This is a genomic window from Ruegeria sp. H4 (assembly GCF_056533065.1).
Map to the genome: position 1 here is coordinate 1 of NZ_JBQFOC010000005.1, position 24,635 is coordinate 24,635.

General features: G+C 55.7%; 22 protein-coding genes and 1 tRNA gene. 14 read left to right on the top strand and 9 right to left on the bottom strand.

Annotation, left to right across the window (positions count from 1 at the left end):
• Positions 1 to 137 precede the first annotated feature (137 nt).
• A complete protein-coding gene (locus ACR0KG_RS19035; protein ID WP_480828157.1) occupies positions 138 to 1,409 on the top strand; it encodes an NAD(P)/FAD-dependent oxidoreductase in 1,272 nt (423 codons plus the stop codon).
• A 15-nt stretch (positions 1,410 to 1,424) separates the two neighbouring features.
• On the opposite strand, the gene ACR0KG_RS19040 is transcribed toward ACR0KG_RS19035, so the two are convergent.
• The gene (locus ACR0KG_RS19040; RefSeq protein WP_480828158.1) at positions 1,425 to 2,327 is read right to left on the bottom strand and encodes a LysR family transcriptional regulator; all 903 of its coding nucleotides are present in this window, start codon (positions 2,325 to 2,327) and stop codon (positions 1,425 to 1,427) included.
• Positions 2,328 to 2,399: 72 nt separating this feature from the next.
• Here ACR0KG_RS19040 and ACR0KG_RS19045 point away from each other — a divergent pair, with 72 nt between their 5' ends.
• The 5 genes from ACR0KG_RS19045 (at position 2,400) to ACR0KG_RS19065 (ending at position 9,575) form a co-directional block, all read left to right on the top strand.
• Positions 2,400 to 5,612, top strand: coding sequence for a reductive dehalogenase (locus ACR0KG_RS19045; RefSeq protein WP_480828159.1), 3,213 nt, complete (start codon positions 2,400 to 2,402; stop codon positions 5,610 to 5,612).
• Positions 5,613 to 5,739: 127 nt separating this feature from the next.
• Complete coding sequence (locus ACR0KG_RS19050) at positions 5,740 to 6,606, top strand: FAD binding domain-containing protein (RefSeq protein WP_480828225.1); 867 nt, start codon at positions 5,740 to 5,742, stop codon at positions 6,604 to 6,606.
• Positions 6,603 to 7,082, top strand: a complete 480-nt coding sequence (locus tag ACR0KG_RS19055; protein ID WP_353010563.1) for a (2Fe-2S)-binding protein — start codon at positions 6,603 to 6,605, stop codon at positions 7,080 to 7,082. The genes ACR0KG_RS19050 and ACR0KG_RS19055 overlap by 4 nt, the downstream gene beginning before the upstream one ends.
• Positions 7,082 to 9,337, top strand: coding sequence for a xanthine dehydrogenase family protein molybdopterin-binding subunit (locus ACR0KG_RS19060; RefSeq protein WP_480828160.1), 2,256 nt, complete (start codon positions 7,082 to 7,084; stop codon positions 9,335 to 9,337). Before ACR0KG_RS19055 ends, ACR0KG_RS19060 begins: the two co-directional genes overlap by 1 nt.
• Positions 9,330 to 9,575: a MoaD/ThiS family protein gene (locus ACR0KG_RS19065; RefSeq protein ID WP_480551172.1), complete on the top strand. Its 246-nt coding sequence runs from the start codon at positions 9,330 to 9,332 to the stop codon at positions 9,573 to 9,575. The genes ACR0KG_RS19060 and ACR0KG_RS19065 overlap by 8 nt, the downstream gene beginning before the upstream one ends.
• On the opposite strand, the gene ACR0KG_RS19070 is transcribed toward ACR0KG_RS19065, so the two are convergent.
• Positions 9,572 to 10,279 carry a lysophospholipid acyltransferase family protein gene (locus ACR0KG_RS19070; protein ID WP_480828161.1) on the bottom strand — a complete coding sequence of 236 codons (708 nt, stop codon included), beginning with the start codon at positions 10,277 to 10,279 and terminating at the stop codon, positions 9,572 to 9,574. The two genes, ACR0KG_RS19065 and ACR0KG_RS19070, sit on opposite strands and share 4 nt — an antisense overlap.
• A 142-nt stretch (positions 10,280 to 10,421) precedes the next feature.
• Between ACR0KG_RS19070 and ACR0KG_RS19075 the strand changes: the two genes are divergently transcribed.
• Positions 10,422 to 10,497 (top strand) — tRNA-Trp (locus ACR0KG_RS19075).
• Positions 10,498 to 10,819: 322 nt separating this feature from the next.
• Here ACR0KG_RS19075 and ACR0KG_RS19080 read toward each other — a convergent pair.
• Entirely contained in the window at positions 10,820 to 11,176 is a 357-nt protein-coding gene (locus ACR0KG_RS19080) for a nucleotide-binding protein (protein ID WP_480551176.1), read from the bottom strand.
• A gap of 484 nt (positions 11,177 to 11,660) precedes the next feature.
• On the opposite strand from ACR0KG_RS19080, the gene ACR0KG_RS19085 reads away from it, so the two are divergent.
• The 4 genes from ACR0KG_RS19085 to ACR0KG_RS19100 all read left to right on the top strand — a co-directional run bounded on the left by ACR0KG_RS19085 (position 11,661) and on the right by ACR0KG_RS19100 (position 18,360).
• The gene (locus ACR0KG_RS19085) at positions 11,661 to 13,523 is read left to right on the top strand and encodes a DUF7380 domain-containing protein (RefSeq protein WP_480551178.1); all 1,863 of its coding nucleotides are present in this window, start codon (positions 11,661 to 11,663) and stop codon (positions 13,521 to 13,523) included.
• Between the two features lie 65 nt (positions 13,524 to 13,588).
• Positions 13,589 to 14,272, top strand: a complete 684-nt coding sequence (locus tag ACR0KG_RS19090) for a hypothetical protein (RefSeq protein WP_480551180.1) — start codon at positions 13,589 to 13,591, stop codon at positions 14,270 to 14,272.
• 397 nt (positions 14,273 to 14,669) lie between these two features.
• A complete protein-coding gene (locus ACR0KG_RS19095) occupies positions 14,670 to 16,412 on the top strand; it encodes a sigma-54-dependent Fis family transcriptional regulator (RefSeq protein ID WP_480828226.1) in 1,743 nt (580 codons plus the stop codon).
• Between the two features lie 148 nt (positions 16,413 to 16,560).
• Complete coding sequence (locus ACR0KG_RS19100) at positions 16,561 to 18,360, top strand: NAD(P)-binding domain-containing protein (RefSeq protein WP_480828162.1); 1,800 nt, start codon at positions 16,561 to 16,563, stop codon at positions 18,358 to 18,360.
• 476 nt (positions 18,361 to 18,836) lie between these two features.
• Here the strand turns inward: ACR0KG_RS19100 and ACR0KG_RS19105 are convergent, their stop codons facing one another.
• Positions 18,837 to 19,199 (bottom strand): helix-turn-helix transcriptional regulator, encoded by a 363-nt coding sequence (locus ACR0KG_RS19105; RefSeq protein ID WP_480551209.1) that lies wholly within the window; start codon positions 19,197 to 19,199, stop codon positions 18,837 to 18,839.
• 216 nt (positions 19,200 to 19,415) lie between these two features.
• Here ACR0KG_RS19105 and ACR0KG_RS19110 point away from each other — a divergent pair, with 216 nt between their 5' ends.
• The 3 genes from ACR0KG_RS19110 to ACR0KG_RS19120 all read left to right on the top strand — a co-directional run bounded on the left by ACR0KG_RS19110 (position 19,416) and on the right by ACR0KG_RS19120 (position 21,526).
• Positions 19,416 to 19,805: a thermonuclease family protein gene (locus ACR0KG_RS19110; RefSeq protein ID WP_480551211.1), complete on the top strand. Its 390-nt coding sequence runs from the start codon at positions 19,416 to 19,418 to the stop codon at positions 19,803 to 19,805.
• A 322-nt stretch (positions 19,806 to 20,127) separates the two neighbouring features.
• Positions 20,128 to 20,520 (top strand): hypothetical protein, encoded by a 393-nt coding sequence (locus ACR0KG_RS19115; protein WP_480551213.1) that lies wholly within the window; start codon positions 20,128 to 20,130, stop codon positions 20,518 to 20,520.
• 19 nt (positions 20,521 to 20,539) lie between these two features.
• A complete protein-coding gene (locus tag ACR0KG_RS19120; protein ID WP_480551215.1) occupies positions 20,540 to 21,526 on the top strand; it encodes a hypothetical protein in 987 nt (328 codons plus the stop codon).
• Between the two features lie 487 nt (positions 21,527 to 22,013).
• On the opposite strand, the gene ACR0KG_RS19125 is transcribed toward ACR0KG_RS19120, so the two are convergent.
• The 5 genes from ACR0KG_RS19125 to ACR0KG_RS19145 all read right to left on the bottom strand — a co-directional run bounded on the left by ACR0KG_RS19125 (position 22,014) and on the right by ACR0KG_RS19145 (position 24,619).
• Positions 22,014 to 22,289 carry a hypothetical protein gene (locus tag ACR0KG_RS19125; protein WP_480551216.1) on the bottom strand — a complete coding sequence of 92 codons (276 nt, stop codon included), beginning with the start codon at positions 22,287 to 22,289 and terminating at the stop codon, positions 22,014 to 22,016.
• Positions 22,286 to 22,732, bottom strand: a complete 447-nt coding sequence (locus ACR0KG_RS19130; protein ID WP_480551218.1) for a DUF5681 domain-containing protein — start codon at positions 22,730 to 22,732, stop codon at positions 22,286 to 22,288. Before ACR0KG_RS19130 ends, ACR0KG_RS19125 begins: the two co-directional genes overlap by 4 nt.
• 102 nt (positions 22,733 to 22,834) lie before the next feature.
• Entirely contained in the window at positions 22,835 to 23,917 is a 1,083-nt protein-coding gene (locus tag ACR0KG_RS19135; protein ID WP_480551219.1) for a bifunctional DNA primase/polymerase, read from the bottom strand.
• Positions 23,914 to 24,126, bottom strand: coding sequence for a PC4/YdbC family ssDNA-binding protein (locus ACR0KG_RS19140; protein ID WP_480551221.1), 213 nt, complete (start codon positions 24,124 to 24,126; stop codon positions 23,914 to 23,916). The genes ACR0KG_RS19135 and ACR0KG_RS19140 overlap by 4 nt, the downstream gene beginning before the upstream one ends.
• Positions 24,127 to 24,391: 265 nt before the next feature.
• Positions 24,392 to 24,619, bottom strand: coding sequence for a helix-turn-helix domain-containing protein (locus ACR0KG_RS19145; protein ID WP_480551223.1), 228 nt, complete (start codon positions 24,617 to 24,619; stop codon positions 24,392 to 24,394).
• Between the last annotated feature and the right edge of the window lie 16 nt (positions 24,620 to 24,635).

The window sequence follows — 24,635 nt, forward strand, 5'->3', positions numbered from 1 at the left end:
TGCCCGCGCTGGCCCGGCCCCTGCCGTCCGCAGGACGCAAGGTCGAAGACCGCGCAGATTTTCGATCAGGTTTGATCTTTGATTGGTAACAGTCGCATGGACGCGCTAAGGCTGCGCAGAATGATTGAAAGCGCGCCATGACCGATCCCGATGAACCTCTTTGGCGAACCACCTGCCGTGAAACTGTCGCGGCGACACCGTTGTTGTCTGACATAAGTGTGGACCTTGCGATCGTAGGAGGTGGCTATACGGGCTGTTCGGCGGCCTTATATGCGGCGCAGCAGGGTGCGTCTGTTTGTCTGCTCGAAGCAAAGAGCATCGGGCATGGCGGCTCTGGGCGAAATGTGGGGCTGGTCAATGCAGGCCTTTGGCTACCGCCTGACGATATCCGCAATCATCTGGGACAGGAAACCGGTGACCGGCTGATCGATCTGTTGGCGCAGGCACCTGCGGATGTCTTCGATCTAATAGATCAAAATGGGATCGATTGTGAACCGGTACGGCAGGGCACGCTTCACTGTGCGCATTCCGGAGCAGGGCGCCGCGATCTGCAGAAACGACATGCGCAGTTGGTTGCCAGCGGTGCGCCAGTTGAGTTGATAACGGCGCAGGATGCATCACAAAGAACCGGCAGCAGTGCGTTCCACGGAGCGCTATATGATCCGCGAGCGGGAACCATCCAGCCGATGGCATATGTCATGGGCCTGTCGCGGTCGGCTGCAGAGTCAGGAGCGCACATCTATACGGAAACTCCGGTCCGAAGCCTGCGCCGCGAAGGCAAGGAATGGTTGCTTGAGACACCTCAGGGAAGTGTGCGGGCGCGGGCTGTCATTCAGGCCACCAATGCGTATCATCAGGGCTCTGAAGAAACTGCACCTGACTATGTCCCTGTCTATTACTTCCAGTATGCGACCGCCCCCCTGTCACACAATCTGCGCGCCAGCATTTTACCATCTGGTGAGGGATGCTGGGATACGGGTCTGATCATGACATCGCTCCGTCTGGATGGCGACGGGCGGATGATCATCGGTGGCATGGGTGATTTGAGTCATGCCGGGCGCGGAATACACTCGGCCTGGGTAAGACGAAAACTGGATCAGATATATCCGCAACTCTCAGATCAGCCCCTTGTCGAAGGGTGGCATGGTCGCATTGCCATGACGTCTGACCATATCCCGAAGATCACTCAAATTGGCCCCAATGCCTTGTCGGCGCATGGGTTTTCTGGTCGGGGCATCGGACCCGGTACAGTGTTTGGACGTCTGATGGCGCAAAGCCTTCTGAAGGGTGATCCTTCTTGCCTGCCTGTTCCAGTGGTACGCGAGCACCAAGAGCGATGGCCTCGCCTGCGACGGGTCTATTTTGAAACGGGTGCTGCACTGACGCATCTAGTTAAAGCGCGGTTTTAACTGGTTGATTGACAGTTAGCTTCGCAGCCGAGCCGCGATCTCTTCAATCCTTTTGCGCAGCCAACGATGGGCAGGGTCGTTGGCCATCCGTTGATGCCAAACCATGTAGATCGACACAGGTTCGCACTCAAAGGGTAGGGGCGCGCAGTCCAGCTCGGATAGTGGGCCTTGTTTCATCAAGGCCGTATCGGTCGATATCAGGGGGCTGCCCTTTACGAATGAGGGAATGGCGTTGAAATGGGGCAGGGTCACGACGGGTGGTCGGATTTGGTTCTGGTCGACCCCACGCATCACGGCGCGCGCGCTGCGGCCATCGGGGAATCGCACTTCGATATGGTCGCTTTCGCAGTAGCCTTCCCAACTGTCGGGCGCATCGCGCTGGGTTTTATCAAAAAATACAATCAAAGGGCTGTGCAGCAGGCGTTTCTGCAGAATATCCGGCCCGTCCGGGGGCAGCGGGGTCAGCATCAATTGGCACCTGTCACTGCGCAGCACGTCTGGGTCTGGCACGCCTGACGCGATGAAGTCGATCCTTAGCTGAACCCCCTCGGTGCGGGTTTCGCGCAGGAGGTCGGGAAAGATCAACTCGCGCGGCAGATCATTGGTTGCGATGGAAATCTCGATCTCTTCTGACTGAGGATCAAATGGGCGTTCATCGGTCAGCGCACGCATGCCGTCGAGGACGGTCTGTACCGGTTCTTTCAGTGACAAAGCGCGTTCTGTCGGCGTCAGCCCCTGTCCCGATCGCACAAAGAGCGGGTCACCAAGCACATGGCGTAGCTTGCCCAATGTGTGGCTGATCGCGGATTGGGTTACGCCCAATCGGTCGGCAGCTTTCGAGACGGAACTCTCCTCGAGGATCGTCAGAAACGCGCGGAGAACCTTACCATCAAGGTCAGAAAAATCGATTTTCTTCATATGATATATGATTAGGCATGAATGGATTTGCTGTCCACCGGGCGCTAGACACTTCTCAGGCAAGGAGGCTCAATGGGCATTCGCTTTTTCTCGGATAAAAACCGACCGGTGCATTTGGGTCCATATCCGTTGGAACGTCTGGCGCGCCAAAGCGCCATGCCGGACCTGTCGGCGCTGCCCGAAATGCCGCTACTGAGCTTTCACCGGAATGAACAGCCCGAAAGCATCGTCAATGCGATGGGTGAGTTTCAGGCGATGCTGGACACGATCCGCGATGGTCTGGTGAACCCGACTATATCGGATATCCCAGCTGATCCCATGATCCGCGCGAACCATCTGAAAGCGTTTGGATATTTTAATGACGCGTCGATGATGGGTTGCGGACCTTTGCCGCGCGACGCTTTCTTGGAACAGCCCCGCCGTAACCCGGATATCCACCGGTTGGCGCAAGCTCTGCGCAGTCGTCAGACAAAGACGCTTGCCTCGGGCATTGATGTGATCATGGCGGATCTGAAGGAAAGCGTCGAAGCAACACCCGGTCCGATAGGTAGCCATCGTCACGCCATCGTCTTTCTGTACGAATACAACCGCGATCCTCAGCCGGATGAGCCCGGTGCGGATTGGATCATGGATGCGCAGGACCACCGTGCTTGCCTTCTGGCGACTGAAAACGCGACCGTTATTGCGAACTACATCCGATTGCTTGGCTTTGATGCACGGGCACATTCAGCCATGTCGTCTGAGGTTGATTTGCGCAAGCTGGCAGTAGCCGCAGGATTGGCGACGGTTGAAAACTCGGCGCTGGTGGCCCCGTGGCTGGGGCGGCGTTTTGGGCTGGCCGCGGTCACGACAGAGATGGAGATTGCCCATGATCTGCCCTTGGTCCCAATGGCAGAACAACCCTGGTTTCGCACGCAGGGTCCTGCCTGGTGGCTGGGGGCGGGGTATGCCAAGAACGCACTGAACCGCGATCCATATGCCAAGCGGCGCTATGTGGACGGCGCTCATCCGTTTGAGACGCTGAAACGGGTCGAAACGCCGACCACCTATATCGACGAAGAAAATGTCGCCCGCGTCCCCAAACGCGCGGACATGTTCGCCCGCGCCCAGTTCGGGGATATGGGCAAACATCTGCAAGATGCCGCAAAGGGTGGATATTACGTGCGCAAATCCGCCCCGAGTTTTGCTCAACGTCGGGCTCTTGGTGCGTTTGTACTTTTGCAGGATGGCGAGAGTGCGGACGTGCCCAAACCCTCGGACGCCGCACGCAACGCCGCCAACATCAAGGCGACAAGTTACTTTCTGGGCGTCGATGCGGTTGGCCTCAGCCGATGCCCGGACTGGAGCTGGTATTCCCACGACGCGACAGGAGAAGAAATCGTACCGCCCCATGATCAGGCCGTCAGCATGATCATCGACCAGGGCTATGAAACGATGGAAGGCGCAAGCGGCGATGACTGGATCAGCGTCGCACAATCTATGCGGGCCTATCTGCGGTTTTCACTGCTTGGCGGGGTGATCGCGCAGCAGATCAGGAACATGGGCTACAAGGCCAAAGCGCATACGGTGATGGATGGCGAAGTGCTGCAACCGCCATTGCTGCTGCTGTCGGGAATGGGTGAGGTCAGCCGCATTGGAGAGGTCATTCTGAACCCCTATCTGGGCCCACGTCTGAAATCAGGTGTGGTGACGACCGATATGCCGGTTGATCACGACAAGCCCATCGATTTTGGCCTGCAGTCCTTTTGCGAGTCCTGCAACAAATGCGCGCGCGAATGCCCCTCGGGCGCGATCACGGCTGGACCCAAGCTGATGTTCAACGGCTATGAAATCTGGAAGTCCGACAGCCAGAAATGTGCGACCTACCGGATCACCACACCCGGCGGATCAATGTGCGGACGCTGTATGAAAACCTGCCCCTGGAACCTAGAAGGCATCTTCAAGGAACGCCCCTTTCGCTGGGCTGCGATGAACATTCCGCAAGCGGCCCCCGCATTGGCCAGACTGGATGACGCAGTTGGAAATGGCGGGCTGAATGACACCAAGAAATGGTGGTGGGACATCGAATTGCAGGGCGATGGGTCCTATCGACCCTCAACCCATCCACTCAACCGGCGTGATCTGCAACGGGACCTTGACCTAAAGTACGAGGATCAGACTTTGGCGGTGTACCCCGCCAATCTGGCCCCACACCCGTGGCCTTATCCCTTTGCAATGGACCGAGAGGCCGGGATCGCCGCGTATCAGGCGATGGTTTCGGCGGACGAATACAAATCCCGCAAGGTTGCAGGGGATCTCTCTGTTGTACATCGCTATCAGATCGCTGGCCACGCACCTGTGATGCGGGTTGCCGTGACCAAGGTCGAAAAGATGACAGCGGATGTCACGAAATACGAGTTTGCATCGCTGGACGGTGCGCCCCTGCCGGGATGGACAGCGGGCGCACATCTGGACGTGCTGGTCGCGCCCGAATTCCTGAGGCAATACTCGATGTCGGGTAATCCATCGGATCGGGCAACCTATCAGATCGGCGTGCTGCGCGAGGATGAGGGGCGCGGCGGGTCCGCCCTGTTGCACCGGATCTTCAACGAAGGGCGCAAGGTTTTCATCTCAAATCCGATCAATCATTTCGAACTGGACGAGACCGCGACCAAGACCTTCCTGATGGGTGGCGGCATCGGGATCACGCCGATGATTGCCTTTGCTCACCGTCTGCATGCGCTGGGTCGTGCGTTCGAGTTGCACTACTCTGCCAGCGCACGCGACAGTGCCGGTTACATTGAAGACCTGGCCGCTGCCCCTTGGGCAGATCGCGTTCACTATCATTTCTCTGACGAAGGAACCCGTGCCGATCTGGATGCTATCCTTTCGGACTATCACGAGGGATGGCACGTCTATACCTGTGGTCCGGATCGCTACATGGACGGGGTGATGCAAGCGGCCGCTCGACAAGGTTTCCCTGATGACGCACGGCATCTGGAGTATTTCTCGGCTCCGGAAGTGCCTGAATATGAAAATCACCCCTTTCACCTCAAGCTTGCGCGTTCGGGTCAGGTTTTGTCTGTCCCCTCAGACAAGGATGCGGCTCAGGTCCTGAATGAGGCTGGGTTTCACGTGGATGTGAAATGTTCAGATGGAATCTGCGGTGTCTGCAAATGCGGTGTTTTGGCGGGCGAAGTTGACCACCGCGATTTCGTTCTGTCAGCGAAACAACGCGAAAAAGCAATGATCTTGTGCCAAAGCCGCGCGGCAGATCCCGACGGCGTGATCGAGATCGACCTTTGACTACGGTCTGAAAGCGACATGATTTGACATCAAAATAGGTCGTGCGGGCCATGGACGCCGGAGGATGGCTGAACTAACGTCCATCCGAACCCCAGTGAATCCTGACCCACAGGCGCGAGGTAAAATCATGGATTATCACAGCCCTGCCAGCTTTGCCGAAGCTTCGGCTCTGGCCGCAAAAGCGACGGGCATCATACGGTTTCTGGCCGGCGGCACCGATGTCTTGGTGCAGCTGCGCTCGGAACTGGTGACGCCCGATACGCTGATCGACATAAAGAAAATCAACGGTGTAAATGACATCACCCGCAACGCTGATGGCAGTTGGACCCTTGGCGTTGCTACCACGGGTGCCGAGATGAGCGAGCATCCCGAGCTTGGACGTGATTGGCCCGGTGTGGTCGAGGCGATGGACTTGATCGGATCGACTCAGGTGCAGGGGCGCGCAACGCTGACAGGCAACCTGTGCAATGGCTCTCCGGCAGCGGATTCGGTGCCTGCGATGATTGCGGCGGGTGTGACCGTCACCGTGACCGGCCCCGACGGGGATCGGACGGTCGCGGTCGAAGATATCCCGACAGGCCCCGGCAAGACCGCCTTGGCCAAGGGCGAGGTGATCTCGGCCGTCAACATTCCTGCCCGCGGCGAAAACGGCGGCGACGCCTATCTGCGCTTTATCCCACGGACCGAGATGGACATTGCCGTCGTCGGCGTCGGCGTCAGCCTGCGGCTGGACGGCGATACCATCACCGAGGCGCGCGTGTCGTTGGGCGCTGTGGCCCCGACCGTCCTGCTGGTCGAAGACTGTGCCAAGGCCATCATCGGCTCAACGCTGGATGACGCCGCACTGGATGCGCTGGCCACTGCGGCCTCGGCAGCCTGCAACCCGATCGATGACAAACGCGGCACCATCGCCTTCCGCACCGAAGTGGCCGGAGTGCTGGCCAAACGCGCCGCAAAAATCGCCTATGCCCGCGCGAAGGGAGAAAACGTATGAGCAAGCTCCACGTATCAACCACCGTAAACGGGGACGCGGTCGACTATCTGTGCGATCCGCGTGAAACCTTGCTGGATTGCCTGCGCGACAAGCTCAACCTGACGGGCGCAAAAGAAGGCTGCGGCACCGGCGATTGTGGCGCCTGTTCCGTCACAGTCGATGGCCGTCTGGTATGCTCGTGCCTGATGCTGGGCGTCGAAGCTGAAGGCAAGCAGATCGAGACGGTCGAAGGCATCGCGGACGGGGATGTTCTGCACCCGTTGCAGAAAAAGATGATCGAATACGCCGCCCTGCAATGCGGCATCTGCACTCCGGGCATTCTGGTCGCGGCCAAATCGCTGCTAGAAAAGAACCCCAACCCGACCGAAGAGGAAACCCGGTACTGGCTGGCAGGAAACCTCTGCCGCTGCACTGGCTATGACAAAATCATTCGCGCTGTGATGGACACGGCGGCTGAGATGCGGGAGGCGTCATAATGGCTCTGGACGATCGCAAAACTGATTTCACTTTTGTTGGCACCCGCCCAGATCGCCCGGACGGTCTGGATAAGGTGACAGGCCGCGCCAAGTTTGGTGCGGATATCACCGCGCCCGGCATGCTGCACGGCGCTATCCTGCGTTCGCCCCATGCCCATGCGCAGATCATCAAGATCGATGCATCCAAAGCCGAAGCGCATAAGGACGTCAAAGCCGTCATCACCCGCGCCGATTTCGCCGATGTCCCGTTCAAGCCCGGTCTGGAAGGCGAATTTTGGAACGTGCTGGAAAACGTCATGGCGGGTGAAAAAGCGCTCTATGATGGTCACGCGGTGGCAGCTGTCGCGGCGACCTCTGCCCTCGCGGCGCGCGATGCGTTGAAACTGATCGAGGTTGAATACGAGGTCCTGCCCCATGTCACCGATGTGGACAAGGCGATGGCACCCGACGCGCCGGTCATTCGTGAAGGGGCGGCGGACTATTCAGTACCCGAGGGGATGCATCCCAACGTTGTACGCTACCACGAGAGCGGCCATGGCGATGTCGAAGCGGGTTTTGCCGAGGCTGATCTGGTCATCGAAGACAGCTTTGTCACCGAGGCCACCCATCAGGGCTATATCGAACCGCACGCCTGTCTGGGCATGCTGGGCAATGATGGCAAAGGTGAGTTGTGGTGCACAACGCAAGGCCACTGGATCGCTCAGAAAACCTGTGCGGCTCTGCTGGGGATTGAGACCTCCCAACTGCGTGTCACCGCATCCGAAATCGGCGGCGGCTTTGGTGGTAAGACCACCGTCTTCATTGAACCTGTCTCGCTCGCACTGAGCCGCAAGGCGAACCGCCCAGTCAAGATCGTGATGACCCGGTCAGAGGTGTTCCGCGCCACGGGGCCAACGGCCTCGGCGTCTATGGATATCAAGATTGGGATGAAGAAGGACGGCACGATTTCGGCAGCGCAGGGCGTATTCCGTCTGCAAGGTGGGGCTTTCCCCGGCGCGCCGGGTGATATGACCGCCATGTGCGCCTTTGCCCCTTACAATCTGACCAACGTTAAACAGATCGGATATGACGTGATGGCCAACCGCCCGAAACAGGCGGCCTATCGCGCGCCGGGCGCCCCAATGGGGGCCTTTGCCGTCGAATCGGTGATTGATGAGCTGTGTAACAAGCTGGGCCTCGATCCTGTTGATGTGCGCCTAAAGAACGCCGCCCACGAGGGGACCAAAGCCAGCTATGGCCCGACCTACGAACGCATTGGTCTGGTCGAAACGCTGGAGGCCGCAAAGGCGCACCCGCACTATTCGGCCCCGCTGAAGCCGGGGCAGGGGCGCGGGATTTCCTGTGGCTTCTGGTTCAACCATGGCGGTGAAACTTCGGTGTCGCTCGCACTGTCCGAGGATGGCTCGGCGCAGTTGATGGTGGGAACGCCCGATATCGGTGGCTCACGCGCGTCGATGGCGCTGATGGCGGCTGAGGTTTTGGGTATTCCCTATGAAAACATCCGCGTGACCATCGCAGACACCGCAACGCTAGGCTACAACGACGTCAGCCACGGCTCGCGCGTGACCTACGCGTCGGGTTTGGCGACCATCAAGGCGGCCAAACACGCGGTCGAAAAACTATGCGAACGTGCGGCGGCCAAGTGGGGTATCCCGGTTGAGGCTGTGAAATGGGAAGACGGCTGTGCCGTGCCCTCTGGACCCAATGCTGGCGATTTCGATCCGCTGGCCCTGTCCGACATCACGGCGGATATGGGGCGCACCGGCGGTCCGATCTCAGGCCATTTCGAGGCGACTCCGGAAGGTGCGGGTGTGTCCTTCGGTACCCATATCGTCGATGCTGAGGTCGACCCGGAAACCGGAAAAACATCGATCACTCGCTACACGGTCATTCAGGACGCCGGTAAGGCGATCCACCCGACCTATGTGGAAGGTCAATATCAGGGCGGCGCCGCGCAAGGCATCGGCTGGGCGCTGAACGAGGAATATATCTATGGCGAGGATGGCCGGTTGCAGAACTCGATCTTCCTCGACTATCGCATCCCGGTGGCCAGCGACCTGCCGATGATCGACACGGTGATTGTCGAAGTGCCCAACCCCGGCCACCCGTTTGGAGTGCGTGGTGTGGGTGAAACCGGCATCGTTCCGCCCCTAGCGGCCATCGCCAACGCGGTGTCAAACGCGGCTGGTGTTCGGATGAAGCAATTGCCAATGTCTCCGCCGCGCATTCTGGCGGCGCTTAAGGACAATGGTTGAGGTCCATCTTTGGTCCGGCCTCCGGTCACTGACCGGGGGCCGACAGGTGGTAGAGGTTGAGGCCAAGACCACCGGAGAGCTTCTGCAAGCTTTGGTCGATACATACCCTCAGTTGCAGGCCCCGATTGATGCAGGCGTTTCTATTGCTGTCGACGGGCGCGTCATTGCCACGGGGCTAACCGAACCCATCCCCGAAGGCAGCGAAATCTACCTGATGCAACGCTTAAGGGGCGGTTAGGCCTCGGGCGACCACGGTTCGCGCCCGACCATCCGGTCGGCCTCGGCCGTGATGTCGTTCATGTGTTGCTCAAGGCTGAGCCGCAGCGCCTCAATCTCTTCTTCGCTGGCCTTGCGCGGCACCGTTTCGGTCCACTCGCGGCACAGAAACACGCCCTCATTGCGCCAGGGGCGGGGCATCAACAGGCGATCCCAGGTACCCGCCTCTCGCCCATGTTTGGCAGAAAAGGTGATGCCAAAAACCCGTTTGCCCGAGGTGCGCGCCCAGACCAGTGGTACGGTCGACAACACCCGTTCCGGGCCCCGTGGGCCGTCAGCGGCAATCCCGATTGAGATACCCCGTTTTATCTTGCCGATCACTTCGCGCGACACCGCGATGTTGTTCGCGTTCTTGCTGGTCATGGCGATCGTGTCCATGCCGAATAGTTTCTGTACGCGTCCAACCATGCTGCCCGCGCGTGCCGAGGATGTGATTGAACAGATTTCGCCTTTGTCTAGTGGGAAGAAATAAGGCGATTGGGCCAGTCTTTGGTGCCACAGCACAACGATGACCGGTTCCCCCTGTTCGACCAACTGGTCCAGTTCCTCATACCCGATGCGCTGCCAGCGCGTGTTGCGGTTGACCAACCGGATATAACTGGCGATCCGCCGCGCAGCCCAATTCAGTAAAACTTCGCTGTCAGCGATTTTCGTGCGGAGGCTCAAACTGGGTTCCTTTTGTTGCCCGAGCCTTGTCTTACCGCACTGCGCGCGCCGCGCAACTTGTTTGTCTGATGACGAACTGAGAAGGATTGCAAAAAAGCCTCTTGAGTCCGCCGCGCGGCTGGCATATCTGGTGGCGCACCATAGGGGTATAGCTCAGTTGGTAGAGCGACGGTCTCCAAAACCGTAGGTCGCGGGTTCGAACCCTGCTGCCCCTGCCATTAAAATCAAACGCTTAGCCACATTTTCCGCTCACCTGCTGCAGAATTTTGTGCGTTTTTTTGTGCGTTTTGCGAAAAAAGTGTGTGAATCGGGCCTGAACTCTCACCCTGTGCCCGCTATTCCCCGGTAGAAACCGGTGATTCATATGTCAGGTTTTGTCAGGTTCAAATTCCACCGATCCGGGCCGGAAGTGAGGTTCAAGGGCTCCCCGCACCTTTTTCCACCATTATTAAATGGCCTGCCTTTAAACTGAGGATACCCAACCGACACACAGCAGAAACCAGCAACAAGCCCTGTTTGTTTCCATCATTGTGGAAAGAGTCAGCGAATCTGAACCTGCTCCGGTGAGTACAGGACAATCTGCGGCTTGCCTTTGTAGAGCGTTATGTTTCCACTGATTGCGATGGCTTGGCCTTGGTATCTATGAACGTCGGGGAATTTGTGTTCGTACTTCCTTAAAACCACGCCGTAGAAAGTGTGATTAGGGTAGCGGCCCCCAAAGTTGAGAAAACTGGTGCCTTTGCCATTGTCGGCAACCTGACTAACGACGCCAACAACTGTCACCCAGTCACCAACGTGCTGCATTGCCTCATTTGGCGGGATCTCTTCGGCTGACGCTGAGAAAGCCAGAATGGTAGTCAGGATGCCAATGAACAGAAGTTTGAACCGAATACGCATGAATCACTCAATCGATGTTAACCTATCGGGCGAGTGTAAGTGATTGACTGGGCGAAAGTGTGACCAATAGCATGGCTGCTATTCTTGCTGCTCCTGCTATTCGAGCGTGAAGCCCAAACCTGCCCGACGGTCCGGTTTTTACTGATAGTTCTCGTATGGGGCGATTTCTTACACTGCTTTCAGTGTAACAACCGGCCCATTTCTGGACCGGCTGCTCGGGCCACAGAGCGGTCGTTCGCTGCTGGTGCAGGACCTAGCATTACGAAAGGCAGCAATGCTGCAGAAGCAGATTTTGCAAAGTAGGTATTCAAACCCATCAGAGAGTGCATCTAAGCCTCCAATCGCGGCGGGCTATTGTTTCTGTGGCAGTTTTTTTGAGTCCGTTTGTGACAAATCAGGGCAATTCCAAGTATATACATATATAAGGGGTACTACCTATCGGTGTGCCGCATTTCCCAAAATCCATTATTTAGATTGGACTTAAATGACCCAAGAAATTGACCCGCAAGAGCCACCGAAGCCGATGTGGCTGCTTGCAACAGAAGAACATTTTCCCGGTTTCGAGATTGCGCCCGTTATCCACGGGGAAACCTCCTGCGAACCGAGGGTATATGGCGACCACTTCAACAATGCCGCAAAAACGCTTTCCGACAGCAACGGACACAAACACCTGTTCAACATGCTGAGTGCAATCATGTGGATGGGAGCGTCGACCGACAATCCCCAACAACCGTTTCACCCAATATTTCGTTCCCCAGAAACGAGGTCAGCCGCGCCTGAAGACTTCGACGGCCCTTTTGTCAACATCATCGAAAAATGCTTCGACATGTGTGACAACCCGGTCGTAAAGGCACGGCTGGGGCATCTTGCATGGTACCTAGAAAGAAGTAAGCACCAGCTCGGAAGAGCTGCACTTGCAGAGTACATAAAAGTTCTTCGTGGACTCGATGAAGGAAAGCTGACTTGCACCTATGATACGTCCGCGTTTGGTTTGACTGGCCATGAAATCCTCTCACACGCGCTTCAGGTTTCTAGAGGGTTGGGGCGCCCTGATCCATACCACGCTGAGCTTCTAAGTATCCTTGCTGACTTGAGAATAAGACCAAGTGAAAGCGAGCATGCTGTCTTGTTGCGGAAGTTTGGGGAAACGGACTTAGATTGGTCTGCATCGTCTGCCGAAGATGTTGCCCAGTTCGTGGAAGACTTTCTATCGGCACATGGTTCTGAACTAGGTACAACCATCGTAGTTGATTTATGGAGACTTGCGTCCGGAGCTAACGCCGGGGCTGGAGCACAAGACAAAGCCGATGACTGTAGAAGGAGGGCCGCAGAGTGCCTTGCTGCTGAAGCTGAAACGCTTGCGGCAAAAGAAGGAGCCGCCATGATAGCTGCGCACTGGATGTCACAGGCAATCGCCGAGTATCATGGCCTTCCATCGTCCCGTGAGCGGCGCAATGAACTACGCCATCGTCTGATCGACATTCAAGACGGTATCAAAGACGAAATGCAGTCCTTTGAATATAGCATGGACGTTAAAGAAACTGCCGAGGGCGTAAGAGAAAAGTTCCAGGGCCAAGATCTATCCTCTGCATTTAGGATGTTTACTTTGCTGGCCTTCTCACCTGATCCGGACAAACTTGTGGCCGATGCCAAAAAGCAAGTAGCCGATTTCCCGCTTTCGTCGATTTTCGGCACAGCTTTCTTAGATGGCGACGGTAAGACTGTCGCGAAGTCAGAGGGCACATTGTCTGAGGATGAGCTTACTCCTGCCGATCTGGAAGGCAAGATAGCACAAGCCGAAGGTATACGGCGCAACTGTGTTGCAAAAGCTGCTGTGGACGTAGCGCGAAGCACAATTGCGTTGGAGCACTTTGTTAGTGATCAAGAAATTGGGCATATACTACGGCATAGCCCTGCTGTTCCGCCTAACCTTTTCCACACGATATCAGTAGGTTTCGCAAATTTTTTCCGGGGCGAGTACGTATCTGCGATGTACATTCTAACCCCCATGCTTGAAGGAATTCTTAGGCACGTTCTCAAGTCGCACGGACATGACGTGTCAAAATTTGATGATGCGACGGGCACGCAAGAAGACCGGACTATTTCAGCGCTTTATGACACGCTCGGAGATGAGCTCAAGGCGATCTTCGGAGTCGCCCTGACAGACGACATTCGCCGGGTATTTCTCTCAAAACACGGGCCAAATATTCGCCATGGTGTAGCTCACGCCCTCCATCATGACGGTGTCGCCTATGGCTCCGACTCCATCTATGCATATTGGCTTATCTGGCACATTTGCTGCTTGCCGCTCGCGAAGCGTTGGGACGAAATTTTTCAAAGCGCTTAGTGGATCAATACACGAGACGCTATGTCTCACTCCACTGACCGCAAATGAATACACCGGAGACAAGAATGGACGTCCTGTACTTTTACAAAGAGCGCACTAAATTCATACAACGGTTTTACGATACGGCTGCAAAGCCGTTTGAAACGACCATTAGGGCTATCGAGGATGAGCTACCGCCGTTTGACGACCCACCATATAGTGAGGATGGTGAACCCGCCTATTTGCTTGAGTGGATCGAGGCATCCGATGCCCTTGAAGTACTAGGTCGTACATGCTTGTCAATGGTTTCACCATCATTGCAACTCTACTTCAGAACTTGGGAGCGGGAGCTAGGGGTGCAATGGGAGGAGGGAGAGCGGAAGAAAGCTTTCAAGAAGGGCTTTATCGATGGCTACATGACCTGCTTTGAGCAGATCCTCGACATATCCCGTCGGAATTGCCCTGCCGACCTGGGAGTGATTGAGCAGATTACGCTGGCTCGCAATCGTGATCAGCATCCTGAGAATATAACGACCATGCGCGTTAATCACTCGAAGACTGACAGGAGTAAATATGGTCATCTATTTTTTATGAGTGACGTGGACAGAGCCAAGTTCAGTGATTCAGAGATAGCAAGTGTCTCGTTTTTGGATCCTGTGGTCCACGTTTCGAGAGACCATCTTCTTGAGGCCATCAGAGAAACTGAAAAACTCACTCATTGGCTCGAAGAACATATGATGGCGAAGCGTTGGGGGCGAACAACCAAATAGGGCTAAGTGCAGATTAATACATTTGCAGCGTCCAAGCTATGTGACTATGGCAGAAGTGGGCACTAGGAGATCAATGAAGTTAGCCGGTTGAATGGCCGCTTAGTGGCGCGTCCTGTGAGTTCATCAATCAAACCTCGAAGGTCTGCAATGCCAACGAAACCTGACGAATGCAAATGCAGTGGTCAAATAGACCAGGAAAGGCAGGTCAGGGCTCTGACCGCCAGTCCCTGCGATCCGCAGAGAAAGGTGGCTGTGAGCCCGAAAGGGCCCAATGCTGCGCGTTCAACGAAGCTCAGCTTGACGAGGCAAAGCGCCAAAACGTTTGCCAGACGAAATTTGAACATAGGCGCGAAGCCATCCTCATGCTAATTTTAGAGAGGATTTGTAGGGCGGGAAGCTGTTGGATCGCCAGCACACAAAAGAGATTGACCGTGTCTTAAGCGGGTTCGATACAGGGAGGGACCGGCTTGTCGCGGACAGCTGGCAGCGCTGTGTTGAAACCTACGGTATGGATCCCTCACGACAGGAACCCGCGCACATCCTCCCTGACACCAAATTCCGTGAACATCTGGAGCAATCCGAACGTCTGATCGCAACAGCGCGCTCGGGGCTGCAATCGTTGTTTGCGCAGGTTGCAGGGCAGAACTACGTCCTGCTGCTTGCGGATTCAGATGGCGTCTGCGTCGATTTCTTTGGCGACCGGAACTTTGAGGACGAACTCAGAACTGCCGGTCTTCATCTGGGATTCAAGTGGACGGAAGAGTTGGCAGGAACGAACGGGGTAGGGTCGTGCATCGTTACAGGTCAGCCGGTGACGATCCATCAGGGGGATCATTTTTCGATCACGCATACGCCGCTGTCTTGTACGGCAGCGCCTATTTTCGACACCAAAGGTGGTCTTGCGGCTGTTCTGGATGTTTCGTTGTTGCGTGGACCTTCGCCTAAGGCGTCGCAGAATCTGGCCATGACACTGGTGACGAATTCCGCCCGTCGCGTCGAGATGGCAAACCTGATGGCATCGACCCGGCGCGATTGGGTCCTGCGCTTTTCAGCCAGCCCCGAATTTCTTGAGGTCGATCCTGAAGCGGCGGTTGCAGTGGACGGAAGCGGCAAGATCATTGGTATGACCTCGGGGGCCCGACGGGCACTGGACCCGGACGGTTCGGGCCACCTGATCGGGTCGCAATTGCAGGACTGGCTTGAAATCAGTGTTGATGACATGCCGGAGTTCATGCGCGGCAGACCGTCCGAAGAACGGGTTCTACACCTCAAGGACGGGCGCGCGCTCTATGGTCATGCCGTTGCGCCACAGACGTCGCAGATGACGGCGGCCCTGCGCAAGCGAGAACAGGTTCTGCCCGGAGCTCTTGGCAGTTTTGCGGGGCCGGATGCGGACCTTCAGCAGCTTTTGAACAATGCTGCACGTCTTGCACCGACCAGCCTGCCGCTTTTGCTGACCGGTGAAAGCGGCACGGGCAAGACCAAACTGGCGCGTGCGATCCACATGGCCGATCCTGCGAGACAGGATTTCCACACAGTGATCTGCTGCGATACCGAGACATTCGATTTCTGCCAAACCATCGACCCCGGCACGCTGTTCCTGCGCGGTGTTGAAGACCTGAGCGAGCCTGCACAGGCCTCTCTTTTAGCAGTGCTTGAGCGGCGGGCTGATCTGAGGATCATTGCCTCATGTCGGCAGCCCCCGGCGGGATTGCAGGGCGGTCTGCGTGAAGATCTGCTGCACCGGATTGCGGGGGCCACATTTTCTCTGCCGCCTTTGCGCCACCGAGCGGATCTGGATTGGCTAATTGATCGTCTGCTTCGACGGTTTGCAAGCCATGATATTCACCTGTCGACAGTCGCGCGCGCCGACCTGAAATCACGACTATGGAGCGGCAATATTCGTGAACTGGAACATCTGCTGCACAGCGCGGTCGCCCTGTGTCAGGACAACATCATCGACTTGACGGATTTGCCAGCCCCGGCGCTCGCCCCTGCGCAAAAGCTGGACTCAGATGATCTCGAAGCACTGCTGCGTGCTTGCGATTGGAACATGTCTCAAGTGGCGCGACGCCTTGGCGTGAACCGGTCGACAATTCTGCGCCGTGTGCGAAAGGCCGGGCTTACTCCACCTGCATAAACGCACATGCCTTCGTGTTGCGCCCTTGTTGCGCGCGCAACAAGTCTTGGTGTTTTTGGCCTAGGTCAAGCGTTGAGCCGCCAAATCGACTTGCCCGAAGGGCCGCGGATTTGCCAGCCTTTTGCACCGTGGAGATAGGGAGGATGACATGCTCGACACAACACTCTCGGATCAGGTGCAGGGGTTCTTGGATGACTTCGGTGCGGCTTTGTCCCAAGGCGATATCGATGCCGCCTGCGATATGTTTCAGGACGATTGCTATTGGCGCGATCTGGTCAGCTTTACCTGGAATATCAAAACGGTCGAAGGCAAGGCGCAGGTGGCAGATATGCTCGCGCATCAGTTGGCCACAACCAAACCGAGCGGTTGGAAAATAGCCCAAGGTGAAGTGCCCACTGAAGACGGCGGAATAACCACCGCATGGATCGAGTTCGAAACCGAAGTGGCACGCGGCTATGGGTTAATCCGCCTCAAGGATGGCAAGATATGGACCTTGCTGACCACGATGGTCGAGCTGAAAGGTCATGAAGAGCCCAAAGGGTTCAACCGCCCACTTGGGGCCAAGCATGGTGCGGGCAAACACAGGACCACATGGGCAGAAGAACGGGCCCAGGAAGAGGCTGAATTGGGCTACGCAACACAGCCCTACTGCGTCATCATTGGCGGTGGTCAGGGTGGGATCGCCATGGGCGCGCGGCTGCGTCAGCTGGGTGTGCCGACGATCATCGTCGAACGGAACGACCGGCCTGGCGACAGTTGGCGCAATCGCTACAAATCCCTCTGCCTGCATGATCCGGTCTGGTATGACCATCTGCCTTATATCAAGTTCCCGGAAAACTGGCCCGTGTTCTCGCCCAAGGACAAGATCGGCGACTGGCTTGAGATGTACACCAAAGTGATGGAGCTGAATTATTGGACGCGCACGACGGCCAAATCCGCCACCTTCGATGAAGACAAGGGCGAATGGACCATCACGGTGGACCGGGATGGCGAAGAGGTGGTGTTGCGGCCCAAGCAACTGATCATGGCGACGGGGATGTCCGGCAAGAAACGCATGCCTGATTTTCCGGGTATGGATGTTTTCAAAGGCGAACAGGTGCATTCGTCGGAACATGAAGGTCCCGACAAATGGGCTGGTAAAAAGGTCGTTGTGGTGGGGTCCAACAACTCGGCCCACGACATCTGCGCGGCGCTTTGGGAAAACGATGCCGATGTGACAATGGTGCAGCGGTCCTCAACCCATATTGTCCGCTCGGACACCCTCATGGAAATCGGACTGGGCGATCTTTATTCTGAACGTGCGGTGCGGTCTGGTATGACGACCGAAAAGGCCGATCTGATCTTTGCTTCTCTGCCCTATCGCATTCTTCATGAATTCCAGATTCCGGCCTATGCCGCGATGAAAGAGCAAGACAAAGAGTTCTATGACGGCCTGGAAAAGGTCGGGTTCTGGCTGGATTGGGGCGATGACGACAGCGGGCTGTTCATGAAATACCTGCGTCGCGGATCGGGCTACTACATCGATATCGGGGCCAGCCAGTTGATCATTGATGGCGAGATCAAGCTGAAACGCGGTCAGGTCACCGCGCTTGATGAAACCGGAGTTATCCTTGATGACGGCACGCATCTGGATGCTGATCTGGTGGTCTATGCGACCGGGTATAACTCGATGAACGGCTGGGTCGCGGACCTGATGGGTCAGGATATGGCAAATCGGCTTGGGAAATGCTGGGGTCTGGGCTCTGACACAACCAAGGACCCGGGGCCTTGGGAAGGCGAGCAACGCAATATGTGGAAGCCGACACAGGTTCCAAACCTTTGGATGCATGGTGGAAACCTGCATCAGTCCCGGCATTATTCACAGTTCCTAGCGTTGCAAATAAAGGCCCGGATGGAGGGCATCCCGACGCCGATCTACGGCCTTCAAGATGTGCATCACCTCAATTAAAGCATGCGCTACCACCAAGAAGCGGACTTTCAATCGAAAAAATTGAAAGTCCGCTTTGTCCGCGCCTTTCCAATTCACTTGGTGGAATTGAATGTCCGGACTACGCCGTTCGCGGCTCTCTGCGCAAGCAAAGTAAGATATGGAGGTGAAGGTCTGGTAGGGGCTCGTAGCTGCCTTCCGAAGCAAAAGCCGCCCGGCCCAAGTTACGGTTTTACCCTCCGCCCCTCGCCACCACCAACGGCGGCTCCTTCGGAAACGACCTGATGTCGAACCACTTGAAGCACGTTCCGTCGGCATTGCGCTTGTCGCCCATCAACAGGTGCGCTCCGGTGGTCCTGTGCCGTATCAGCGCCGCTCTGAACGCCTTGAGGTCAATCAGCCACCAGTTCAGGATTGAGTGCCCGTCTGGCCCTGCATGGCCGTAGAACATCCAGTCTCCGTGGCCATTGCCTCATTCAGGGTCTGCTTTCTTGGCCCTAGGCCAACCCTTTGGTTGGTTGTAGGTCTTGGCTCCATTGCCGGGGCGACTGGCCGTACATACGTTTAAACTCTCGGCTGAATTGAGAAGAGCTTTGATAGCCCACGTCCCAGGCTGCCTCCGACACAGCCTTTCCTTCCGCAATCTTCATGGCGGCGTTGTTCAGCCGCATGGATTTCACGAACTGTATTGGCGACAATGTTGTGGCTTCCTTGAACCGGAGATGGAATACCGCACGGCTCATGCCGACGTGGTCGGCCATGTCGTCGATGGTGACCTGCTCGTTCAGGTGGGTTGAAAGGTAATCGATGCTGCGCGCAATTTCGTTGCCGACCCAAAAGGCCCGTCTTGCGGCGGCCATTCGCAGGGCGGTTCAAGATGGGTTTGCAAACCTTCTTGAGCAGTGATGGAGTAAAGCGCTAGGAAGTACTTTTCTTTTGACGTGAGACACTAAGTAAATCTTTACCAATTTGCGGAATACTCGAACCAATCCAAGATTTTCCTCGGACTAGCCCGGCCACATTGGCTGGGCGTTCTTTTTGGGAGACTTCGCATCAGGTTTCTATATGTATAACACATGATACGCTTCTTATTTTTCATACTGTTTTCCACTTCCGCCGCCCACGCTCAGTTACACGTGCGAGACGCCGACACAATCGTTGTAAATGGCACTCCAGTACGATTGAATGGCGTTGATGCTCCAGAACTGGACACACGTTCGGGGCAGAACGCTAAGCGCTGGATGGTGAATTATCTTCGCGGCAAGTCGATATCCTGCGACCTCAACGGCGAACGCACTCACGATAGATGGGTGGGGGTTTGCTATGCCAACGGAGAGGACGTAGGGGCCGCTGTAATCGCCGCAGGACATGCGCTTCGCTGCAACCGATACGACCCGACCGGAAGATATATCGGACTAGAAACCCCGGCAGCCAAATCACGGCTTAAACGGGCGGGGTACTGTTAAAATCCAAAAGGTTTGAAGACTGTTTCACAAGGTCAATCATGATTGCGCGACGACAACTCAAAAACCTCCTCGATATTGCCCTATTTTGACATTGTAGAAGATTTAGCGTTTTCTATTGGGTGTAATCGGATTCTAATTTGTATTGAGTTTATTGAGTGAGCCTTTTGTATGGTGAACACATCCGAGACTGACTTACGTTGCCCTTTCGAGCTATTTACGCTATCGAACGCAGTTGTTGTGTCAAAAATAGCTTCACATATATGTCAATCGTGGTACTCTAGCACAAAATGTGGTGTTAAACCACTACGAGGGGCATATTGGCATGTACTCTGAAGCAGCAGAAGCAGCCTTTTCACACGCGTCGAGGTTATCCCCAGCCTTTGTTTCTCAACAAGGTATGGGAGAAGAAGTGTCTGATGTAACCATCGGTTTTTTTGGTACGCTTGGACCAGCGTCAACAAACCGAACACTCTCGTTTCAAGGGAGTCTGCTGCGCGAATTGGGTCTAGCATCTAGACTAACTTCAATGACGGATGGATGTTTCGAGTGCTCTTATGCGATAGGCGGCATCCCTGCTGCAGAACGCTTGTCGCAACTAATTGCTGCGGGAAAATTTGATAGCATAGCGTACCGCTACCGCATTTTGTTTGTTCGCTTTCTATCAGCACCAAAGCTTGACGAAGTACATTTCGAGCGGGATAGTCTCTTTCGTTAAAAAGGGCTTGGAGTTCAGTATGGCAATTGGTACGCGCGATATTTCCGCGCACGATAACTATGATGTTGAAGACTGTGATGTCCTGATTTTTACGGCTATTGAAGAACTGGAAGCTGCTGCACTAAATGCTCATCTGCAGAGAGTTGGTGCTAGGCGGGTTCAACCCACTAAAGCAGAAAAACTCAAGGATCTCGAGCGCTGGAAGTTGCCGCTTTCGAGCGATCAGCCTGATCTAATTGTTCTAACACGATGTCTGCGACGAGCCGGTAACGGCTACGCTGGAATTGAGCTTTCTCATTTGCTCCATACACAGCATAGACCGCGCCTCGTTGCGTTTTGTGGTATCGGGGGATCACTGGATGTCGAGAAAGCGCAACTGGGTAACGTTATAGTTTCAAGCAGTATACACTGGCGCGGCTACGATAAGATTTCTGGTGAAAGCGTTTCCAATGCTATGAGAAAAACTTCTCTCGGTGACCAGCATGTGAACGACAGACTCCAAAATCTCATCTCGAGCTTCATCAAACACAATAATTCAGCGCCTGATGATGAAGCACCAGCAGTGGGGCTCTTTGCAACTCACAAAGACTCCGGATTTCGAACCGAATGCGACAAGTGGCTAAAAACTGCGATTGCTGACGAGGATCTACGCCCTGATATCGAGGATTTCAGAGTGGATGAATATTTCGACCGAACAAAGCCAATTGTCCGTTTGGGTAAAATCATGTCCTGGGACTTTGTGCTCAACAAAAAATCTATACGCGAAGATATTAAGAATGATGACAAGGAGTACTTCGCGGTTGAAATGGAGAGTGGCGGAATGACACATGCCGCTCGAAGAGCACGAGAGCACTTTCAAGACAGGTTAACCGAAGTGATCGCAGTTCGTGGTGTTTCTGATTTATGCAACAAGAAGACCGACGATGTCTTTCGAGAACTGGCGGCGGATCATGCAGCCGCGTTTCTTACTGGCTTTTTGAAGTTTGGTTATGACAGTAACTTCTGAAAATCGACATACCAAAAGTTGCAAGTACTCTGTTTTGAGCGCGACCTTCGCAAAGTTGTTTCCTTGTACTGTTTCGACTTGCAGCAAAAATTTGTAGTGAGAATTGCGTCTTGGAGGACGGGGCCTGTTCTCTTGGCGAATAACAACCTCAGAAATTGAACGTTCCTTTCTTAGTTGAGTAATAGGTTCGGATCAGGCCTCGCTATTTCGCGCTCCAACGCTCTTAGGCATCCCTCCAAAGTTTCAGTAGTGAACCTCTGATAAATCCCGCCTGAGAGTGTGGCAGTAGCTCTGGAAGTCTCCAAGTAGACCCGATTGCAAAAGTCTTCGCTTGTTTCACTTTCGTTGCGAACCAGCCGTGGCAGGCCAACCTGCGGAAACTCGCCCGCGACTAATGAACCCGAGGCGTCAGTTTCAAACACAGGGCACCAATCTGCTTCACCGTTGAATGACACCTTCTCCAGCTTTCCTACTCTCGACCGAATGCTCATTCTGCACCCTCCACAATGCGCTCAACGCGGGCTTGGAACTCCGCGACTGTTTCCCCCTCAAAGGCATTAACCTGCTGGCCCGCGCTAGGCCCTTTGATGATGTGCGCAAAACCCGGTGTCTGACCCTCATTGTCCCCAGGCTTTCGCGGAATGACCGATCCATCTTCCCCAAGCCTCGGAGGCAGTGAGCAGATGATGATGCTATCCACCGGATCTCCGTCTTGAAGACCGGATTTGCGCTCAACTTTTTCGACACGTGATTTCAGGCTCATTTCGCTGCCTCCAATGCTGTGATCCTTCGTTCCAGTTCTGTCGTCTCCAGCACCCGCCGGAACTGCTCCACCAGGCCCATGACCGTCGCTCCCTCAATTGGTGTCACCTCACCCTGAGAAACCGCCTGCAGGACTCCTTGCGCTGCCTCTGACGCGTCCTGTGCGGTTTTGATGGGCGGAAGGGGGAAAGACACAGGAGAGTCCTTTCGGGCGGGCGCAATTCTCTCCAGACACAACCGTAGGGCAGTGCTGTCGCCCTCAAGCGCCATTTCGACCGCCTTCTGGGTGATTTGCTCAGATTGGCCTTCAAGCAGCTCCTCAACCGCTCGTGTGACCCTGTGACGGGTTCCACGTGGTTTGCCTGGGTTGCCGGTGGCAAACGTGCCGTCCGGGTTTCTGTCTTCCGTATTGGTTCCGCTATTGCGGTTTGCCTCATCCGTCATTGCACATGCCTCGCTTGTTGGATTGTTGGTGAATTGGACGCAAAGCCCCTTTTGACCGGAAGCGGTCAACATATGTAATTAATAAACCCCTCCCCCTTTGCATTAGGACGCCTCCTTAGCCGAGAGCAGCGAATGCACGTTGGGCATTTCAGGTGTGATCCGCAGAAGACGGTACGTCCGATGACTGCGTCCGACCGAGTACTCTTTGGCGATACCGAGAAGACCCGCATGGCGAAGCGTCTTGATAGCATCTGAAAATCGGCGGCGACCCAAACTGGTATGTCCTGCTTTCGCCATTCCCGCGTGGTCCAGGGCAAACGTCTTTCCAGCGATGTGGCCGTGGTTCGCAAGGAGCGTTGCGAGCAAAGCGATGGCATCCGATGCGTTGTCGTATTCTGACAGCTTATCCAACGCGGCGCGGTTCATGCGAAACTCGCTATCGCGGTCTCGGTACACTTTGCCCTCCAGCCTCTTAGTCCAGGCCCAATCGGCGATTTTGCGCAGTTCTGAATCGGGCAATGTGGCGGGATCTTCGCATTCGTCGTCACGGATGAAGGCTAGGTTGCTGAACAACTCGTCGGGCGTGTCTACGGCCTCCACCATTCCGATTGCGGCAAGGCTCAGTTCCCGATTGCGATTTCCTGCAGCTATGGTTCCCGCGCGGGACTTCGTCGCGTCAGTCTGCAGCGATATGGTAGGCAAGCCATCGATACCGAGGATGCCTTGGGTGGGTTCGTAGACACCGCCATCAGGGCGAGTTGAATGTGGTCCAACAACGTAGCTGTGAGAACCCCGTTTAACGTCCACAGGAAAGCCTTGAGCGCGCAGATTGGGTGCATGACCGCCATTATCTGCGTAGTACAGGTGAACACCGCGCGGCGTGGACACGTGAACCGGCGACGCACCAAAGCGCGCCTCCATGTCCTTCATCAAAGCCGCGTTGTCTTCGTCGCAGTCAATCACGGCTAGGCCAGACAATCGAACCCCGTAGCAAGCGCTCGCTTTACCATGCATTGGGCCAAGCACGCGCCTTAGCGGGTATCTGTTAACCCCCTGAAGGCTGCACAGAGGGGCCTTTGCGTCCGACCCTCCACCCAGTGGCAACAGGCTAAACCCGGCCCCGTGAAGGCGCGCAATCTCCTCGACCGGGATCCGAGGCTTAGGGCACTGAACGAGTGCAGTCATGACGCACCCCCTTCCATAGCCAATTCAGCCAGTGCTTGCTGAATGTCGGGGAGGAGGGTGGCGTTGAACGCCAGCCCCTTTCGCGTTGCATACTTCTCTCCGTCTTTCGCCAGATACCAGACGCGGAGGTTCACCACGTCGCGCCCGATGTAGTCCTGGCGACTGACGACAATTTCCTCCGGGGTGTTTTTTTGGATGGTAACGCTCATGACCGCACCTCGCCAAAGTGCAGCGCGGCGACCAACCGCGCTGCGGCCTCCGACAAACCGTGTTTCCTCCGTAGGCAATGGACCTGTAGATCCTGTGCTCGCATCACGCGTTCTGCTTGAGGCAGCACTTCGTCGATTGTTTGGTTTTGCTCGAAAATCATTCTGTATTGCCTTTCTTTTGTTGAAAGACATCGAGTTTTCGGCTATTCTTTCAGCGTCACCTAAAAGAATTTGCCTCCGCCCGTGCCTCGGGTGGGGGTTTCTTTTAGGCAGCGGCCTTTGGCTCAACTCGCTGAGCCTTAAGCCAGTCGATTAAGTCTTTGCCGCTATAGAGCACGCGACTGCCGGACTTGATGTAAGCCGGGCCTTTTTTCTCGTGACGCCATTTCGCCAATGTCTGTTTGGCGGCGAAGCCTTTGCTCACAACGTCATCCGGCGAATAATACTCATCCGGTCGGAACGGCTGCTCGGTAAGCGAATGAACTGTATTCATATCGACCTCCTTGAGG